The sequence below is a fragment of the Dyella japonica genome (assembly GCF_040545895.1).
GTDB lineage: Bacteria > Pseudomonadota > Gammaproteobacteria > Xanthomonadales > Rhodanobacteraceae > Dyella > Dyella japonica_D.
The window spans coordinates 325,660-340,996 of the sequence record NZ_JBEPMU010000002.1; the positions used below are offsets into that span (position 1 = coordinate 325,660).

The 15,337-nt window shown below is 64.7% G+C and carries 12 protein-coding genes; 6 read left to right on the forward strand and 6 right to left on the reverse strand.

Annotated features, from left to right (window positions below):
* Nucleotide 1: 1 nt before the first annotated feature.
* From otsB to otsA, 3 genes are read left to right on the forward strand one after another with little or no spacing between them, the layout of a single operon-like run.
* On the forward strand, nucleotides 2-772 hold the full coding sequence (gene otsB / locus ABIC75_RS08160; RefSeq protein WP_354013348.1) for a trehalose-phosphatase: 771 nt from the start codon (nucleotides 2-4) through the stop codon (nucleotides 770-772).
* Nucleotides 744-2,573, forward strand: coding sequence for a glycoside hydrolase family 15 protein (locus ABIC75_RS08165; RefSeq protein WP_354013349.1), 1,830 nt, complete (start codon nucleotides 744-746; stop codon nucleotides 2,571-2,573). Before otsB ends, ABIC75_RS08165 begins: the two co-directional genes overlap by 29 nt.
* A 2-nt stretch (nucleotides 2,574-2,575) precedes the next feature.
* The gene (otsA, locus tag ABIC75_RS08170) at nucleotides 2,576-3,964 is read left to right on the forward strand and encodes an alpha,alpha-trehalose-phosphate synthase (UDP-forming) (protein WP_354013728.1); all 1,389 of its coding nucleotides are present in this window, start codon (nucleotides 2,576-2,578) and stop codon (nucleotides 3,962-3,964) included.
* A gap of 31 nt (nucleotides 3,965-3,995) precedes the next feature.
* Here the strand turns inward: otsA and pgeF are convergent, their stop codons facing one another.
* Both pgeF and rluD read right to left on the reverse strand, forming a co-directional pair.
* Nucleotides 3,996-4,745 carry a peptidoglycan editing factor PgeF gene (gene pgeF / locus ABIC75_RS08175; protein WP_354013350.1) on the reverse strand — a complete coding sequence of 250 codons (750 nt, stop codon included), beginning with the start codon at nucleotides 4,743-4,745 and terminating at the stop codon, nucleotides 3,996-3,998.
* Entirely contained in the window at nucleotides 4,745-5,722 is a 978-nt protein-coding gene (rluD, locus tag ABIC75_RS08180) for a 23S rRNA pseudouridine(1911/1915/1917) synthase RluD (RefSeq protein ID WP_354013351.1), read from the reverse strand. Before rluD ends, pgeF begins: the two co-directional genes overlap by 1 nt.
* Before the next feature lie 69 nt (nucleotides 5,723-5,791).
* On the opposite strand from rluD, the gene ABIC75_RS08185 reads away from it, so the two are divergent.
* On the forward strand, nucleotides 5,792-6,634 hold the full coding sequence (locus ABIC75_RS08185) for an outer membrane protein assembly factor BamD (RefSeq protein WP_354013352.1): 843 nt from the start codon (nucleotides 5,792-5,794) through the stop codon (nucleotides 6,632-6,634).
* A gap of 156 nt (nucleotides 6,635-6,790) precedes the next feature.
* On the opposite strand, the gene ABIC75_RS08190 is transcribed toward ABIC75_RS08185, so the two are convergent.
* Nucleotides 6,791-7,243 carry a winged helix-turn-helix transcriptional regulator gene (locus tag ABIC75_RS08190; RefSeq protein ID WP_354013353.1) on the reverse strand — a complete coding sequence of 151 codons (453 nt, stop codon included), beginning with the start codon at nucleotides 7,241-7,243 and terminating at the stop codon, nucleotides 6,791-6,793.
* 179 nt (nucleotides 7,244-7,422) lie between these two features.
* Here ABIC75_RS08190 and ABIC75_RS08195 point away from each other — a divergent pair, with 179 nt between their 5' ends.
* Nucleotides 7,423-8,364, forward strand: coding sequence for an alpha/beta fold hydrolase (locus tag ABIC75_RS08195; protein WP_354013354.1), 942 nt, complete (start codon nucleotides 7,423-7,425; stop codon nucleotides 8,362-8,364).
* A gap of 207 nt (nucleotides 8,365-8,571) precedes the next feature.
* Here the strand turns inward: ABIC75_RS08195 and ABIC75_RS08200 are convergent, their stop codons facing one another.
* Nucleotides 8,572-10,203, reverse strand: coding sequence for an NAD+ synthase (locus tag ABIC75_RS08200; protein ID WP_354013355.1), 1,632 nt, complete (start codon nucleotides 10,201-10,203; stop codon nucleotides 8,572-8,574).
* Nucleotides 10,204-10,356: 153 nt separating this feature from the next.
* Here ABIC75_RS08200 and ABIC75_RS08205 point away from each other — a divergent pair, with 153 nt between their 5' ends.
* On the forward strand, nucleotides 10,357-12,129 hold the full coding sequence (locus ABIC75_RS08205; protein WP_354013356.1) for a sensor domain-containing diguanylate cyclase: 1,773 nt from the start codon (nucleotides 10,357-10,359) through the stop codon (nucleotides 12,127-12,129).
* A gap of 22 nt (nucleotides 12,130-12,151) precedes the next feature.
* On the opposite strand, the gene ABIC75_RS08210 is transcribed toward ABIC75_RS08205, so the two are convergent.
* Nucleotides 12,152-14,284: an NAD(P)-binding protein gene (locus tag ABIC75_RS08210; protein ID WP_354013357.1), complete on the reverse strand. Its 2,133-nt coding sequence runs from the start codon at nucleotides 14,282-14,284 to the stop codon at nucleotides 12,152-12,154.
* A complete protein-coding gene (locus ABIC75_RS08215) occupies nucleotides 14,284-15,264 on the reverse strand; it encodes an acetoacetate decarboxylase family protein (RefSeq protein WP_354013358.1) in 981 nt (326 codons plus the stop codon). The genes ABIC75_RS08210 and ABIC75_RS08215 overlap by 1 nt, the downstream gene beginning before the upstream one ends.
* Nucleotides 15,265-15,337 lie beyond the last annotated feature (73 nt).

Here is a 15,337-nt window from a genome sequence, read left to right on the forward strand (position 1 = left end):
AATGCCAGGCGTGGATGACCGCTGGGCGTTGTTTCTCGACGTCGACGGCACGCTGCTCGACTTTGCGGATCACCCGGATCACGTCTACGTCGACTCGCGCCTGCGCGAGCTGATGGAAGATCTCTACGGCGCCCTCGATGGGGCGCTCGCGCTGGTAAGCGGCCGCAGCCTCGACGATCTCGACGATCTGTTTGGCCATCCGCCGTGGGCGATGGCCGGCCTGCATGGCCTGGAACTGCGTGGTGCCGACGGCCGCTATCGCGGCGTGCACATCGGCGCGAGCCGCCGCTCGCTGGTGCGCGACATCGCCGGGTCCATCGCTGCCGAGCTTCCGGGCGTGCTGCTGGAAGACAAAGGCATGGCCATCGCCCTGCATTGCCGCACCTCGCCGCAACAGTTCGAACGTTTGCGCGAGCGCGTGACGCAGGTGCTGCCCTCGCTGGCCGGCTACGAAATGCAGCCGGGCAACCTGGTGATCGAACTGAAACCCGAGGGCATGGACAAGGGCTCGGCGGTGGCCAACCTGATGTCGGCATGGCCCTTCCGCGGGCGCCAGCCGGTCTACGTCGGCGACGACCTGACCGACGAACACGGCTTTGCCACGGCCAATCTCCAGAGCGGACTGAGCATTCGCGTGGGTTCCCGCGAACCAAGCCTCGCCCGCTATTCGCTGCCGGAGCCTGCCGCCGCGCGGGCCTGGCTGTTCCGCGTGCTGCACGCACTCAAGCATGGAGCCCTCTCGCATGCCCACTCCTCAGGAGGAAACGCCTGATACCCAGGAAAATCCAGAGCCGACGTCGTCTCTGGAACTGGGTGTCATCGGCAACGGCAGCGTTGCTGCGTTGATCGACGGTCGCGGCCGCATCGTGTGGTGTTGCCTGCCTCGCTTCGACGGCGACGCGAGTTTTTGCGCGCTGTTGTCGCCACAGTGTGAAGGGGGCGACTGGTCGATCGAACTGGAAGACATCGACCGCGCCGAGCAGCATTACATGCCCAACACGGCGGTACTGGTGACGCGTCTGTACGATCACCACGGCTCGGGCGTGGAGATCGTCGACTACATGCCGCGCTTCCGCACGCGCGGCCGTTTCTACCATCCCGTGCTCATCGCGCGCCGCGTGCGGCCCATCGGCGGTTCGCCACGCATCCGCGTGCGGCTGCGTCCGCTCTGCAAATACGGCAGCGAAACGCCGCAGAGCACCTCGGGCAGCAATCACATCCGTTTCCTGCTCGATGGCGTGGTGCAACGGCTGACCAGCGACGTGTCGTCCACCATGATCGAACGCGGGCTGCCTTTTTTTCTCGAGAAACCGGCGCATTTCGTGTTCGGTCCGGATGAAACGCTCACGGAGAGCCCGGCCGATTTCATCCACCACACGCTGGAGAACACGCTCACCTATTGGCGCGAATGGGTGCGCAACCTGTCGGTGCCGTACGAGTGGCAGGAGCCGATCATCCGCGCCGCCATCACGCTGAAGCTGTGCCAGTACGAAGCGACCGGCGCCATCGTCGCCGCGCTCACCACCTCCATTCCGGAATCGGCCAATTCCGGGCGCAACTGGGACTACCGCTACTGCTGGCTTCGCGACGCGGCCTTCACCGTGCGCGCACTCAACCGTCTCGGCGCCACCCGCAGCATGGAGGAGTACATCCGCTACGTCTTCAACCTGGTCGCCGCTGATGGCGACAACGAGATAGGTCCGGTGTTTGGCATCACCTTCGAACACGAATTGCCCGAAACGCAGGTGGCAAGCCTGGCCGGCTATCGCGGCATGGGCCCGGTGCGCGTGGGCAACGACGCGTGGCGGCAGCGCCAGAACGACGTGTACGGTTCGGTGGTGCTCGCTTCCTCGCAGATCTTTTTCGATCGCCGCCTGGAACATCCCGGCGACGAGCTTACTTTCCGCCGACTGGAATGCATGGGCGAACTGGCGTTGCGTGTGGCCGAAACGCCTGATGCGGGACTCTGGGAATACCGCGGCCGCGCAGCGGTTCACACGTATTCCGCCGCCATGTGCTGGGCAGCGTGCGATCGGTTGGCGCACATCGCCACGGAACTGGGCCTGGACGAGCGCGCGCGCTACTGGCACGACGAAGCGGTTGCCCTGCACGCGCGCATCGAGGCGCGTGCGTGGAACGAGAAGCTCGGCACCTTCGTGGATGCCTACGATGGCGAACATCTGGACGCGAGCCTGCTGTTGCTGGCGGACATCGGTTTCGTCAACGCGATGGACCCGCGCTTCATCGCCACCGTCGATGCCATCGGCGTCGCGCTGGGCCGCGGCGACTATCTGTTCCGCTACATCGCGCCCGACGATTTCGGCGCGCCGGAAACCAGTTTCAACATCTGCACCTTCTGGTACATCGAGGCGCTTGCCGCCACGGGACGCCGGGAACGCGCGCGCATGATGTTCGAGCACATGTTGGCGCAACGAAATCCGCTGGGCCTGCTGTCGGAAGACATCGCGCCGGCCAACGGCGAGCACTGGGGCAATTTTCCGCAGACCTATTCGATGGTGGGCCTGATCCAGGCCGCCATGCGTCTATCGAGACGCTGGGAGGACGCATTGTGATGATGGCGGTGCGGAACGGAAGAAGTCAGGGACGATTGATCGTGGTTTCCAATCGCGTGGCACTACCCGACCAGACCGCCACCGGCGGGCTGGCCTCGGCGATGAGGGCGGCCCTGCAGGAACGCGGTGGCGTGTGGTTCGGCTGGAGCGGCAAAGTGGCGCGGCAAGCCGGCGGCGAAGTGCACCGGCAAACGGATGGCCAGGTGGAATACGCCACCATGGACCTGTCGCGCACCGATCACGACGACTTCTACGACGGTTTCGCCAATCGCACGCTGTGGCCGCTGCTGCACTACCGGCCCGATCTGGTCGACTACGACCGCAAGCACCTGGCCGGCTATCTGCGCGTCAACAATCTCTTCGCCGAGCAGCTGATCTCGCTGATCGGGCCCAACGACCTGGTGTGGATCAACGACTATCACCTCATACCGCTAGCCGCGATGCTGCGCGAGCGCGGCGTGCGCAACCGCATCGGTTTCTTCCTGCATACGCCCTTGCCCGCCGCCAGTCTGCTCATTGCGCTGCCGCGCCATCTCGAACTGCTGGAAACCTTAGCGAGCTACGACCTGGTCGGCCTGCACACGCCGCGCGACCAACGCGCGCTGCAGGAATATTTCCTCTACGAAGTGGGCGCGACCATGCGGCGCGACGGACGCATCCGCACGCCAGAAGGGCGCAACTTTCGCGCCGAAGTGTTCCCCATCGGCATCGATACGGCCGCGGTCGCCGAATGGGCGAGCCATGCCGACGAGCACGAGGAGATTCATGACCTGAGGCAAAGCCTGGAAGGTCGCGCGCTCATCATCGGCGTCGATCGCCTGGACTATTCCAAGGGCTTGCCCGAGCGCTTTCACGCCTATGCGCGCCTGCTCGAACGTTCGCCACAACTGCATCGCAAGGTGAGCTTCCTGCAGATCGCGCCCACCTCGCGCGGCGGCGTGCCTGAATACCGGCAGATCCGCCGCGAGCTCGAGCGCATGGCCGGCCACATCAACGGCGAATATGCGGCGCCGGATTGGGTACCGATCCGCTACGTCAACAACTCCTATCCGCATAGCCTGCTCAGCGGCTACTACCGCAGCGCACGCGTGGGACTGGTGACGCCGCTGCGCGACGGCATGAACCTGGTCGCCAAGGAATACGTGGCCAGCCAGGATCCCGAGGATCCCGGCGTGCTGGTGTTGTCGCGCTTTGCGGGCGCCGCGCAGGAATTGCGCGACGCGCTGCTGGTCAATCCGGCCGACACCGAAGAGGTGGCCGAAGCCTTGGGCATTGCGCTGGAAATGTCCCTGCACGAGCGGCGCGTCCGCTGGCGCCGCATGATGGACGTGCTGGAGAAACAGGACGTCACCGCGTGGCGCAACGCCTTCCTGCGTCGCCTTGCCGAGTGAAGATGCGTTGAACGCGTTCCGCGGGAGCGCGTCAGGCTTCCCGCCAGATCAGGCTGGCGAAACGACCGCTTTGCGCGCCATCGCGGCGATAGGAATAGAAGCGGTCGTCGGTGCGCGTATCGAACCCGCCGCCGTGCACGCTGGCAACGCCTGCGCCCTGCAGGCGGCGACGCGCCAGCCACGCCAGGTCGCACAGCCAGTGACCCGGCCGCGTCGATTCGAAACCCTCGGCCGCGCCGGCATCGAACGCCGTGAAGGCGTCGCGCACTTCCGCGCCCACTTCGTAGCTGGCCTTGCCGATGCACGGACCCAGCCAGGCCATGACCTGCGCCGGCGGCACCTGCATGGCGTTTAGTGCAGCTTCCAGCACGCCGGCCTGCAGACCACGCCAGCCTGCGTGCGCAGCAGCCACGGCACGACCGTCGGTGGAGCAGAACAACACCGGCAGGCAGTCGGCCGTGAGGATGGCCAGCGGCTCGCCGGCGCGCTGCGTCACCGATGCATCGGCCCGTGGTTCGTGCCCATCGGCGAGGCGATCGACATCGGCCACATCCACGCCATGCACCTGCTGAAGCCAGTGGGGATCGCGGTCCAGCCCCAGCGAGCGGCGCACGGCCGCCCGGTTGGCAACCACCGCCTCGGGCACATCGCCACAGCGGGCGCCGAGATTGAAGCGCGCCCAGGGGCCTTCGGACACGCCAGGCCCCTGCCGCGTGCTGACCGCGGCCCGCACGCCGGCGGGCGCCGGCCAATCCGGGATCAGCCAGGCGCTATCGGGCATTACCGCCATTCGTCCGGGTCGGCTTGGGCGGTGTCGGCTCGCAGGGCGTCTATCAGGGCCTGCTGATCGGCCGGGCGCTCGGCGCTGAACGACAGCGGCTCGTGGGTGACGGGGTGCTCGAACGCCAGCCGTTCCGCATGCAGCGCCTGCCGGCGGAAGCCGCGCAGCGTCGCCACCAGCTCGGGCGTGGCGCCCTTGGGCAGCTTGAGACCGCCGCCGTACAGCGGATCGCCGATCAGCGGATGGCCGATATGCGCCAGGTGCACGCGGATCTGGTGCGTGCGGCCGGTTTCCAGGCTGCACTGGATCAGGCTGTGGGCCCGGAAGCGCTCGCGCAGGCGGTAGTGGGTGACGGCGTGTTTGCCGTCCTCCTCGTCACGCACGGCCTGGCGCAGCCGGTCGCCCATGTGGCGCCCGATCGGGGCGTCCACCGTGCCGCCGGCTACCAGGGTGCCCAGCACCACGGCCTCGTACTGGCGTTCCACGTCGTGGCGCGACAGCATGTCCACCAGCGCGGTATGGGCCGCCAGGCTCTTGGCGACCACCATCAGGCCCGAAGTTTCCTTGTCCAGGCGGTGCACGATGCCGCCGCGCGGCAGCTGGGCCAGCTTCGGATCGTGGTGCAGCAAGGCGTTCAGCAGGGTGCCGGCGCTATTTCCTGCGCCCGGATGCACCACCAGCCCGGCCGGCTTGTTCAGCACCAGCACGTGGTCGTCCTCATGGACGATATCCAGCGCCATGGCCTCCGGTTCCAGCTCCACTTCGGTCTCAAGTTCCGCTTGCAGCTGGACTTTTTCCCCGCCACGCAACAACTGGCGGGGCGGCGCGACGGCACCGTCCAGGGTCACCGCACCGGCCTTGATCCACGCCGTGAGGCGCGAACGGGAGTAGTCGGGGAACATCTCGGCCAAGGTCTGGTCGAACCTCCGACCCGCGGCCGACAGGGGCACCGCGGCTTCATGACGGATCATCGTCATGGCTGGCCGCCCGGCCGCCCGGCCGTTTCGGCTATCATCCCTTTTCGCTCAAACATCTGAACCCTTCTCATGCGCGTAACCAAGCTGCCGGCTTTCAAAATTTTTGTCGTGCTCGCCATCGCTTTGTCGATGAGCGCATGCTCGATGTTCCACCACAAGAGGGACACCAACGATACGCTGCCGGTAGACAAGCTGTACGACAAGGCTCACGACTCGCTCGAGCACGCCGACTATTCGGCAGCCAGCAAAGCGTACCAGCGACTGATCGCGCGTTTCCCGTCCGGTAACTACAACGAACAGGCCCAGCTCGACCTGGCCTATGCGCAGTACAAGGACAACCAGCCGGACGACGCTTATTCCACGATCAACCGCTTCATCAAGACGTATCCGACCCACAAGCACGTAGATTATGCCTATTACCTGCGCGGTCTGATCAATTTTGATCGCACCGGTGGCGCAATGGAGCGCCTGCTGCAGCGTGGCGACCAGGCGCAGACGCGTCGCGACCAGGGCTTCAACCTGAAGTCGTTCGACGACTTCTCCGAGCTGTCGCGCCGCTTCCCGGACAGCGCCTACACCGCCGATGCGCGCCAGCGCATGATCTACCTGCGCGACGTGCTGGCCCAGTTCGAGATCAACGTGGCCGAGTACTACCTGCGCAACAAGGCCTACGTGGCTGCTGCCGACCGCTCGCAGTACGTGATCGAGCACTACCAGCAGGCGCCGCAGACCGGCGATGCGCTGGCCATTCTCACCCGCAGCTACCTGGGCATGGAACAGAACAACCTCGCCGACCAGACGCGCCAGGTGCTGGCCCTGAACTACCCGGATCATCCGTACCTGAAGGATCCGAAGTGGCCGCACGCGCCGTCGATCCTGCGCAAGGCGATTCCGTTCTCGGGTCACCATTGATCGAACATCCGGTTTTACGGATGGCATGAAAAAGCCGGTGCAGACGCACCGGCTTTTTTTATGTGCCCCATTCCGTCAGGCCCTTGTCGCCGCCGCGCAAGGCCCGCCCCAGGACGGAAGCGCCCGGCTCATAGGCTTCGTTGAATCGCGCACCGGCTACTTGCCAGGCGGAAGGCGAACGTGCGTGTCCTTATGCCGCAACAAGCGACCATCTTGCGAGCGCAGCTCAAGCGCCCGGACAGGGCGACCATGCTTCTTGTCGACCAGCATCGCTCGCGGCTCGTCCGGTTCAAAAAAGAAAGCGTCGCTCCATTGTCGCAACGCGACCAGCAGCGGAAACAACCCCCGCCCTTTCTCCGTCAACACATATTCCTGATACGGCCCGTCATCACTGGCCTGCACCACCTCAAGGATGTCATGCGCAACGAGATGGCGCAGGCGAGCAGCCAATATGTTCTTTGCCAGTCCCAGATTCCGCTGGAACTCGCCAAAACGCCGCGCCCCATCGAACGCATCACGAACGATGAGCAACGACCAGTTGTCGCCTATGACGTCCAGTGGCCGCGCCACTCCGCACATGGAATCTTCGTGTGAAGTTCGTTTAACCATGTTTCCTGCCAAGTGAGCCGAAAGGAACGGCTTTCGCGAAGGTGCGCTGCGCGCCATCTATCGTGGTTGCAAAATAAAACCACGGGTGATAAAAAACAATAGGTTTCAATTTGAAACCTCATTCCCAATGGCATCGGGCGGCAGTCGCATTGTCCATGAATCCAGGCAGGCAAAAAACCATGATCCCCACCAACGAAACATTCGGCGGAACGTTCCCGTATGCAGCGCGATTCGACAACGCGTCCGACTTCCTCATGCATTACGTCGATGAGGGCCCCAGCTCGGCTTCCGTAATCCTGTGTCTTCATGGCGAGCCGACGTGGGGTTACATGTTCAGGCATCTTATTGAAGCCCTGAAAAACCAATACCGCGTCGTCGTTCCTGATCACATGGGGTTTGGAAAGAGCGAGACGCCGCAGGACCGCTCGTACTGGCTCCAGGACCACATCGACAATCTGGAACGTTTCGTACTGTCCCTCGACCTGCGCAACATCACATTGGTGATGCATGATTTCGGTGGACCTGTCGGCATGGGGCTCGCCGCCAGGCATCCTGATCGCATCGCACGCATCGTGTCAGTCAATGGGCCGACACCCTTCGGACAATCGACGCTGGCCGAACACTGGGCTGCCGGGGCCGCGGCGGCACCATGGTTTCAATGGATACGCAAGGCCGACTCCGAGGGTCGCCTCGACGCCGTACTTGGTGAGCTGGGCTTCAACATACTCAGCACCCTGAAGCTCAATGGCTTCGAGCGCACCGCATTGATCAACGATACGTGGCTACACGCCTACGGTTCGCACTTTGTGCGCCCCGCAGACTGTCTGGGCGCCATTGGATGGGCAAAGGGCGTTGCCCGCGACCAGCATCGCTTTGAAGAACCCACTCTCAGTGCCAAGCGGGTGATCGCATCAAAACCGGCCCTCGCGGTTTGGGGAATGGCCGATCGCACACTCGGCGCAAACGACTTCCTGCCGTTATTCGAGGAACTCTTTCCTTCGGCGCCGATACATCGCCTTCCCGATACTGGGCACTACAGTCTTGAAGACGCACCCGAAGCAATCGGCCTGATCATCAGCGATTTCCTCGCGACAACCGAGCATTCCCACGCGCTGCCATAGTTGCCTTCTCTCGAGGAGAGGGCGATCGCATTTGATTACGCGATCGCGACGAGGACAAACAAACCCTATTCTTCGTGACAGCTGGAAAAATCACGTCGCCGCTTGGGGCTGTAGCAAAGCGGGGACTCCGGGCAACGGCCTCCAACGAGCTAAAAATCCCTGAGTCTCCGCTTTAGCAGGAATCACGGGCACTTCGCCCCCAATCGGTTATTTCCAGCCCGACGTGATCGGGTAGCGACGCTCGCGTCCGAACGCCCGCGTGGTGACGCGCGGCCCCGGTGCGGATTGCCGGCGCTTGAATTCGTTGAGCAGCACCAAGCGCACCACGCGGCGCACGGTGTCGGCATGGAAACCCTGCGAGGCGATTTCCGCCTGCGACTGCTCGCCTTCGATGAAGCGCGCGAGGATGGCGTCCAACTCGTCGTACGGCGGCAGCGAATCCTGGTCGGTCTGGTTGTCGCGCAGTTCGGCCGAGGGCGGGCGATCGATCACGGCCGATGGAATCGCTTCCGGCTCGCCGATGCGCGCCGCGTATTCGTTGCGCCAGCGCGAGAGGCGATAGACGACGGTCTTGTAGACGTCCTTCAGCGGCGCGTAGGCACCGCACATGTCGCCGTAAAGCGTGGCGTAGCCCACCGCCATCTCGCTCTTGTTGCCGGTGGCCAGCAGCAGGCGGCCGTGCTTGTTGGACAAGGCCATCAAGGTGACGCCGCGCGTGCGCGACTGCAGGTTTTCCTCGGTGGTGTCCGGTGCCTTGCCGGCGAAGGCGGGCGTGAGCGCGCCCAGGAAGGCATCCACCATCGGTTCGATGTTGATGATGTGGTAATCCACGCCCAGCCGCTCGGCCTGGGCACGCGCGCCATCCAGCGAGAGCTGCGAGGTGTAGCGCGTGGGCATCATCACGGCAGTGACGCGCTCGGCGCCCAGCGCATCCACGGCCAGCGCCAGCGTCAGCGCGGAATCGATGCCACCGGAAAGGCCGAGCAGCACGCCCGGGAAACCGTTCTTCTCGATGTAGTCGCGGATGCCACGCACCAGCGCCGCATACAAGGTGGCCTCGGTGCACGCGTCGGCGGCGGTCGGCCAGTTCTCGGCGCGCAGCGTGCGCGTTTCGCTGTCGAACTCGGCCCACAGCATCGCGTCCACGAAGTTGGGTGCGCGCGCGGCGATGCTGCCGTCCGCGTTCACCAGCAGCGAGCCGCCGTCGTAGACCACTTCGTCCTGGCCGCCGATCAGGTTCACATAGGCGATGGCGCAACCGGTTTCCAGCGCACGCGCGGTGAGCACGTTCTCGCGCGAGGATTGCTTGGCGTCATCCCAGGGCGAGGCGTTGATCACCACGATCAACTCGGCGCCTGCGGCGGCCGCTTTCGCGGCGGGCTCGGGCTGCCAGATGTCCTCGCAGATCAGCATGCCCACGCGCACGCCGTCGATGGTCGCCACGGCGCTGTCATGGCCGGGGCGGAAATAACGCTTGTCGTCGAACACGCCGTAGTTGGGCAGCGCCTGCTTGTGCGTGGTCAGTTCGATGGTGCCGCCGCGCAGCAGGCTGGCGGCGTTGTACACCTCGCCTTCGCTGTGCGGATGCCCCACCAGCGCCGCCACGCCATTGGTGCCGCCGGCGAGCGCGTTGAGTTCGCATTGGCAGGCCGCAAGAAAACTCGGGCGCAACAACAGGTCTTCCGGCGGATATCCGCTCAGTGTCAGCTCGGGGAACGCCACCAGCGCCGCGCCGCCATCGCGCGCCTGCGCCAGCAGATCCCCCACCTTGGCCGCATTGGCCGCAACCGCGCCTACCGGAAAATCGAACTGTGCGAGCGCGAAGCGTAGGGAGGGCATGCCGTGGGGATCCATACTCTTGGGGCCTGAAATTGTACCCGAGGCCTGCCCGAACGCCGCCTGCCCGGCCGTTCCGCACCTGCCCGCAGGCCTTCACTTTGTTGTCCAGGGGCGGTGCTAGGATCGCTGGACGCAAACTGACAGGGGGCAGCGTTGCGTCGTTTCCGGTCCACAGGAACAGTCGTTGCCGGGCGCCGTTACGGGCGTGCCTGGCGCGTGCTGCTGTGGCTGCTGATCACCCTGCTCACTTCCGCAGCACACGCTGCGCAGCCGTGGTCGCTGTTCGGCGCGCCGCCGCTGGAACCACAAATCGCGACGTATCGTGCCTTGCCCGGCGAGTCGCCGCCGCAGGACTACCACGAACTGCCCCGATGGCTGGCCGCGCGCCAGCAACGGGCGTCCGTGGACATGCTCGGCGGCGAGTTCTGGCTGGTCGCGCCACTGGAAGTACCCGACGACCGGACGGACTGGGTCGTCACCTTCGGCAACACCTACTACCAGCGCGCCAGCCTGCGCGTGCTGGGCGACGACGGCACGCGCCAGCGCCTGGATGCAGGTCGCGGCATCGACACCAACTTCATGCTGCGCGGCACGCTGCCTGCGACGCTGCACGCGGGGCACCGCTATGCGGTGATGATACGCGTCGCCGCGCCGTTCTACACGGCGCGCCCGCGCATCGACGTGCAGACGCGCGAGGCCTATCGTCGTCGCCTCACCAACGAATCGGCATTGATGCTCGGTTCGCTGGGCGTGCTCGGCGGCTTGGGCATCTTCATCCTGTTCGTGGGTTTGTGGACGCGCGTGCTGAGCTACACGCTGTACGGCTGCCAGTCGCTCATCCTCATGGCGGGCTGGGCATCGTTCTTCGGATTGCCCGATGACTGGCTGGGCGCAGGCACGGGCGCGTTGAACTTCACGCTGTGGTTCATCCTGGTGCCGGTGGTGCATGCGCCTTTCACCATTCGCTTCCTGGAACTCGCCCGGTATGCGCCGCGCGCAACGCGCATCGGCTACGGCATCGCCATCGCCTCCGCACTCGCGGTGCCGGCGGCATTGCTGTGGCCATCGCTGGCTTTCCTGATCGCCACCATCGCGGTGACGTCGGTGGTGGTGTTCTCGGCCAGCGTGGGCATCTGGGCCTTGCTGAGCGGCATTCGCCAGGCGCGCTTCTTCGTGCTTGCCTACGTCTGCGTGTTGGTGCCGGGCGCCATCATCCTGCCGGTGAATTTCGGCCTGATGCCCAGCCCGGTGGACAACGCGGACCTGCTCACCCTGATGGGCAACAGCGGCGAAGCGATGCTGCTGGCGTTTGCGCTCGCCGATCACATGAAACTCGTGCAGGCGGCGCGCGAACGTTTTCGCCTGGGCATGCTCGATGCCATTGCGCGCGCGTCCACTGATCCGCTTACCGGGCTCGGCAACCGCCTCGCCTTCAACATGAGGATCGAAGAGATCACGCGGCGAACCTACGCGCCCTCATCGATGACCGAAGGCGCGTGGCAGGTCGCGATGATCGACCTGGATGGACTCAAGCAGATCAACGACAGCGAAGGCCACGAGCGCGGCGATGCGCTGCTGCAGGCCGCCGCGCGCGGTCTCGGGCGACTGCCCTGCCAGGGGCAGGCCTATCGCCTCGGTGGCGACGAATTCGCCGTGATCTCGTTTGGCGACGAACTGAGCCTGCACCGCCTCACGCGCGCACTGCTGAAGCTGGACCGGCAACTGCACGAGTACGGTTTCCACGGCGCCGGGCTGAGCTTCGGTGTGTGCGGTTCGACGATCGGCCAGACGCTGGACGGCGAGGACTTCGCCGAACTCGTGCGCGAAGCCGATCGCATGATGTACGAGCAAAAATCCCGTCGGCGCACGCCATCGGCGAGCGATCACCAGGACCCGATGGAAACGGAAACCGGCTGCGAGCAGTGAGCGCGCGCAACCGCCTGCGTGCTTACCAGCCCTGTTCGCCCGCTATCGTTTCAGGAAACCCGCAGATCGCGCGGCTCGCCTGCATGCCGCCCATCACGGCCGCTTCCACGCAGCCCGCATCGAGGCCGGTCTTCAACCAGTCGCCGGCAAGGAACAAGTTGGCGAAGCCGCTTTCGTCCGCATGCAACCGATACCGCGAGCTATCCACCAGCGATTGCACGTAGCGTTCCGAGGGATCGACGTTGGCACGCCAGTACTGGCGATCGAATCGCGCCACGCCTTCGCCGTCCGCCGGATCGACCAGCCAGTTCCAGTCGAAGCCGCCGGTGCCCACGTTCGTCCACAACGCATGGATGTCATGGTCGAGTTGAGCGATCGCCGCGGCCTTCACCTCGTCGGCGCAGCGCGCGGGAAAATCGTGCTGGTCAACGGGCGGGTAGTTGCTCACCGTGAACACGTTGCAGAAGTACGAAACGCCGAGCGGCTCGTCGCCGGCTAGCCAGGTTTCGCGGCACAGCAACTGGTTCATCGAAGCCCAGGTATCGAACGGCTCGGTGAAACCGGACAACACCGGCTCTTCGCCATCGGCCACGCTGCACTGCCATCCCATCTGCTGCAGGTTGCGACGCGTCCACACCTGATAGGCCTGCGTCGCCACGGCGCCCACGTTGTCGCTGCATTGACGCAAGGCCGTACTGCGTTCGAGCAGTTCCGACGCCACCACCGGCAGGCTGGCCACGGAGAGGCCGAACACGATCTGGTCGAAATCCTCACCATGGCGCAGCGTTTTCGTGGGCAGCGGCTGGTGGAACGCCTCCTGATAGCGCTGTGGCCAATCGGACCAATGGCACTCCAGATTGACGTCGTACTGCTTCAGAACGTCGACCTGCGCAGGATCGAGCTGGTCGTACAACGGCTCCGATGGCCAGCACGGCAAGCCCTTCACATCGCGCAAGGGTCGATAGCTGTCGCCGCGCAGCGACACTTGTTGCTGCAGCTCGATGCTTGCCACCGACGCACCGGTTTCGTCGGGATGCAAGGCCATCAACTTGTGGAAGTAGTGGAAACGCACGCCGCGACGTTCGAGCAGCTCCTGCAACGGTGCGAACACGACGTCGCCCATGCCGGCCTGCATCTTGTACATGATGGCGCCGCGATAGCCGAGCCCCACCTTCAACATGCCGCGCAGCATGGTGCCGGCCTCGATGTTTGGCTGTTGCGGATCGCCATCGCGATAGGCGAAGACGAGATCGTAGAAGCCGCGCACCGGCGCGCTGTCGACGCTGGCAGGCTGCGCACCATGCGAGGCGAGCCAGGCGCAGAAATCGACGTGATTGATCACCTCGAAGCCTTTGCTCACCACGTCGTCGGCGAGCATGCCGATGCCGGCGGCCAGCGCGAGATCCATGCACAGATAGAGGCGACGGACGTCATCGGGCCATAGCCCGGCCTGTTGCAGCCACGCTCCCACCGCATGCAACACCGCCTGCAACCACTTGAGCAGCGCGAGCACGGTTTGCGCGTGCTCCGCCGAATCAGCCTGCGCGTCGGCGTGGGCGAGTTCACGGGCAACACCGACGATGGCCGGCGCATCGCCGGTGAACGCCGTCGTCGGTGGAACGGCCGCTCCATGCGTGGCCGCACACTCCATCACCAACGGCTTGGCCGCGATGCCGTTCCATTCGTTCACCCAGGCGTGCAGCTGATCGAGCAGCGCTGCGAGCGCCGATCCGATATTGCTGGTATCGCGTGGCGTGCCCGGCTCGCCCGGCATCAAGGGCGTGAGGATCGACCACACGCGCCACGCGTCGTCGATGGCTTCGGTAAGACACACCAGCCGCTGCTTCTTGAACGCCTCGTCCCACGTCGCGAGCGGACTGTCCGGCGCACGTCCGAGCGCGGCATAGGCTTCGCGCATCACCCTGAAAGCGTTGTCGTAGAAGCCGAACCAGATGTGCAGCCCGTGTTCCTCGATGCGCTCTGCCATCGCGGCGTTGCGTCCGCTCGCACCTTTGCCGCCGAGCCGCCAGCCCATCTGGTAGACGTCGATCTGGTAGTCGCTCTGCCAGCCGTCGCGGTGGGTAAGCCAGAACGCGGCCGTCATGGCGCCTACACCGCCACCCAGGATGGCGATGCGCCGGGGTTGTGTGGACATCAACGTGCCTCCGTGCCGTTCGTGTTGTTCACCAGTTCCACGCCAGGTTCGACCTGGAAATCGAAGTCGATGCGAAAACCGAACCATGCCTTTTGCTCGCCCAGCGCCCAGCCCAGCGTGGTGTTGAGCGGAAAGCTCGCGAACTCGTGCAGGTTGAGCTGATAGCCGTGATCGAGCAGCCAGAGGCCGTGAATGGACTGCACCTGCGCATCGGCGGACACAATGGCCTGATACACCGCCTGTTGCCCGGTAGCGTCGGGAAACTGCTTGAGGAAGATCTGCGGCATCGCCGGAAACTGCATGAACCACTGGTCGAACGACTTGCGCCATGACCGGTCAGCTGCCCAGAAACCCGGCACCTGCTGCAGACCTTCCAGCAGATCGCCCCGCCACGTCTGCACGTCGCCCACCTGGCGACCGCTGCTTAAGCCCGGAAGAGCCGTCACTTCCAGCAAGGGATGTACGCTCAACTCGGTGTCCGGCGTGAAAGGCTGGAATCCCTTGACGGCCATGGTGAAAGCAAGCGGCGGCTCGCTGGGCTTGGGCATCGTGTAATTGCACAGATATTTGGGATAGCCGAACACTTCGCGCCCGACGATCAGCGCCATGCAATCGTCCACCCAGATGTGCAATGGATAGGCGTAGAACGAGGGCCTGAGCTGTCCCTTTACGAATCCCGCGACCATCACCCACGCCACGATGTCGACTTCGCGTCCCCAGCCTTTCGCCCGATCGTCCGGCCATAGACTGTAGGCACGTGCGATATCGGTGAACGTCATCAGCACGAAGGGAGACACGACCACGAAGGTCATGCCGCCACCACTACCCTGGTTGAGCGTGGCATCGATGCTCGCCTGCAGCGCCTGGATTTCGCCCGGCACCCAGAACCCGTACATGCGAGCCTTGGTGAGTGCGAGGGCCGGGTGCATCAGAGGTGAACCCGGTGGATAGAGAAACGACGGACGCGACGAAGCTGTCATGCGAATTCCCCCCGGAAGCCGTAGGCAAGACGCTACGCTCGCATGATGACCGTACGTTGTCGATCCACCGTCC